This is a genomic window from Microbacterium sp. Bi128, assembly GCF_918698205.1.
Genome location: NZ_CAKKMM010000636.1, coordinates 1 through 2,823 on the forward strand (window position 1 = coordinate 1; position 2,823 = coordinate 2,823).

2 protein-coding genes are annotated in these 2,823 nt (G+C 70.3%); one reads left to right on the forward strand and one right to left on the reverse strand.

The window, feature by feature from the left end:
- Window positions 1-156 precede the first annotated feature (156 nt).
- Entirely contained in the window at window positions 157-1,224 is a 1,068-nt protein-coding gene (locus tag LQV45_RS24095) for a low specificity L-threonine aldolase (protein WP_230009148.1), read from the reverse strand.
- 67 nt (window positions 1,225-1,291) lie between these two features.
- Between LQV45_RS24095 and LQV45_RS24100 the strand changes: the two genes are divergently transcribed.
- Window positions 1,292-2,823: MFS transporter (locus LQV45_RS24100; protein ID WP_230009149.1), on the forward strand; the 1,532-nt coding region annotated here is incomplete at its 3' end.

Here is a 2,823-nt window from a genome sequence, read left to right on the forward strand (position 1 = left end):
GAGGACAGGGTGTTTGGCGGCGGATCGGCCTGTTCCGGGCGCGTGGCCTGTTCTCGGCGCGGTGCGCGGGGCGCGGGGCGCGGTGCGCGGGGTGCGGAGCGGCGAGGGCCGCGGCATCCGGTTCGGGATGCCACGGCCCTCGCGGGGGAGCGGGTGTCAGCGCGTGGTCTCGCGGGCGATCGCGGCGATGAAGGCGTCGATGTCGGACTCGGTCGTGTCGAACGAGCACATCCAGCGCACCTCGCGGCGCATCTCGTCCCAGTCGTAGAAGCGGAAGCTCTGGCGCAGCCGGTCGGCCACGCCCACGGGCAGGGTCGCGAAGACGCCGTTCGCCTGCGTCGGCTGAGTGAATTCGACCCCGCGGATCGAGCCGTCGGCGAGGCCGGCCTCTACCCCCGCACGAAGCCGCTGCGCCATCGCGTTGGAGTGACGGGCGTTGTGCAGCCACAGATCGCCGTCGAGGAGCGCGACCAGCTGGGCCGAGACGAAGCGCATCTTGCTGGAGAGCTGCATGTCGAGCTTGCGGAGGTAGGTCAGACCCGTGGATGCCGCCGGGTCGAGCACGACGATCGCCTCGCCGATCATCGCGCCGTTCTTCGTGCCGCCGAAGCTGAGCACGTCGACGCCCGCGTCGCGGGTGAAGGCGCGCAGCGGCACATCGAGCGCCGCCGCCGCATTCGAGATGCGGGCGCCGTCCATGTGCAGGCGCATGCCGTGCCCGTGCGCGTGGTCGGCCAGGGCGCGGATCTCGTCGACCGAGTACAGGGTGCCGAGCTCGGTCGACTGCGTGATCGAGACCACGAGCGGCTGGGCCCGGTGCTCATCGCCCCACCCCCAGGCTTCGCGGTCGACCAGTTCGGGCGTGAGCTTGCCGTCGTCGGTGGGGACGGTCAGCAGCTTGATGCCGCCGACGCGCTCGGGGGCACCGCCCTCGTCGACGTTGATGTGCGCGGTGGATGCCGTGATCACCGCACCCCAGCGGGGGAGCATCGACTGCAAACCGACGACGTTCGCGCCCGTGCCGTTGAAGACGGGATAAGCCTCGACGCCCTCGCCGAGCAGACCCGTGAACAGTTGCTGCAGACGAGCGGTGTAGACGTCTTCTCCGTACGCGACCTGGTGGCCCTCGTTGGCGGCGGCGATCGCCGCCAGCACCTCGGGGTGGATGCCGGAATAGTTGTCGGACGCGAAGCCGCGGACGGCGGTGTCATGCAGGGGGGTCACCCCTCCAGAGTAGTCACCGGGGCCCTCGCTCTGGTCGATGTCGGAGGGGGTCGCTAACGTGTGCGGCATGACCGAGACGCCCCCGTCCGCCGCCCCCACCGTGGTGTCCGCCGCCGAGGGGCGCCGCGCGTTCGTGGGTGTCCTGGTTAACACGGCGGTCGCCAACGTCACCACGAGCTACCTGTGGTTCGCGCTCACGTTCTGGGTCTACCTCGAGACCCGGTCGGTCCTGGCCACGGGCATCGTCGGCGGCGCGTACATGCTGCTGCTGGCGATCTTCGCGATGCTCTTCGGCACGATCGTCGACCGGCACCGCAAACACCGCGTCATGGTGTTCTCGGGGGCCGTGACCCTCGCGGCGTTCGCGGTGGCGGGGGTTCTGTGGCTCCTCTTCCCCGAGCGGGCGCTGCTCGACCTCGGCGGGCCCTGGTTCTGGATCTTCGCCGGGGTCATCCTCGCCGGCGCGGTCGTCGAGAACATGCGCAACATCGCGCTGTCGACCACGGTGACGCTGCTCGTGCCCGAAGACCGCCGGCCGAACGCGAACGGCCTCGTCGGCACGGTGCAGGGTCTCTCCTTCGTCGTGACGAGCGTGTTCAGCGGACTGTCGGTCGGAGTGCTCGGCATGGGTTGGACGCTCGCGATCGCGATCGCGTTGACCCTCGCGGCGCTCGCGCACCTGCTGACGATCCGCATCCCCGAGCAGAGGCCGTCGGCCGCGACCGAGCGGATGCCGGCCGTCGACGTGCGCGGTGCCGTTCGGGCCGTGCGCGCCGCCCCCGGTCTGTTCGCGCTGCTCATCTTCTCCACGTTCAACAACCTCATCGGCGGCGTCTACCTCGTCCTCATGGACCCCTACGGTCTGCAGCTCTTCCCCGTCGAGATCTGGGGCATCGTGCTGGGCGTCACGGCGACGGGCTTCATCATCGGCGGCGGCCTCGTGGCCAAGTTCGGCCTCGGCCGCAACCCGATCCGCACGATGCTGCTCGTGGTGATCGCGATGGGCGTCCTCGGGGCGGCCTTCACCCTGCGCGACTGGTGGTGGCTGTACGTCGGGGGCATCTGGATCTACATGGCGCTGATCCCGATGGTGGAGTCCGCGGAGCAGACCGTGATCCAGAAGGTCGTGCCGCTCGAAACGCAGGGCCGGGTGTTCGGGTTCGCCGCCGCCTTCGAGTCGGCGTCGGCGCCGATCACGGCGTTCCTGATCGCGCCCATCGCCGAGTTCGTCATCATCCCCTACATGGACGGCGATGCCGGCCGCGCGCAGTGGGAGTGGTTGCTCGGCGACGGAATCGGGCGCGGGATCGCGCTGATCTTCCTCGTCGCCGGACTCGTGATGGTCGTCTTCGGTGCGGGGGCGTTCCTCACCCGGTCCTATCGGTTGCTCTCGCGGCAGTACGCGACGTCGACCGTGAATGCCGATGTCGCCGCGGGCGACGGCGCCGACCCCCACCGAGACGGCGATACCCTCGACCCGTTCGCCGTGCGTTCGGGCGCGGCATCCGTGGGCGTCGACGTCGATCCCCGCGTCGCCGAAGCTCCCGTGGACAGGACGGGCGGCAGCGTTTCCGCGACGGGCGCCAGCGTCTCCGCGGC